The organism is Thalassobellus sediminis, from assembly GCF_044386045.1.
Classification (GTDB): Bacteria; Bacteroidota; Bacteroidia; order Flavobacteriales; family Flavobacteriaceae; genus Thalassobellus; species Thalassobellus sediminis.
Genome location: NZ_JBISCD010000030.1, coordinates 1 through 226, shown reverse-complemented (window position 1 = coordinate 226; position 226 = coordinate 1). Strand labels below are relative to the sequence as shown.

Annotated in this window: 1 protein-coding gene; it reads right to left on the bottom strand. The window is 40.7% G+C overall.

The features are described from left to right. On the bottom strand, nucleotides 1–226 hold a 226-nt coding region (locus ACH5TW_RS00385; RefSeq protein ID WP_439334493.1), incomplete at both ends, for a hypothetical protein.

The following is a 226-nucleotide window of genomic DNA, read 5'->3' as shown; positions in this document are numbered from 1 at the left end:
AAGATCTTGAACATCACTAATTGTTAAGGCATCAGCAGGAGTTACTGTAAATGTAGCTGTATCTTGCCCAGACTCACATAAGTCTGTTACATTATAAGTTACACTCGTATTACCACCCTCACATAAAGCAGGAGCAGTAAGCGCACTAATATCTGTAGCTTGCGGATCACAACCACCAGTTACACTAAATCCAGCAATCCAATTAGCAAAGGCTGTATCTAAAGCC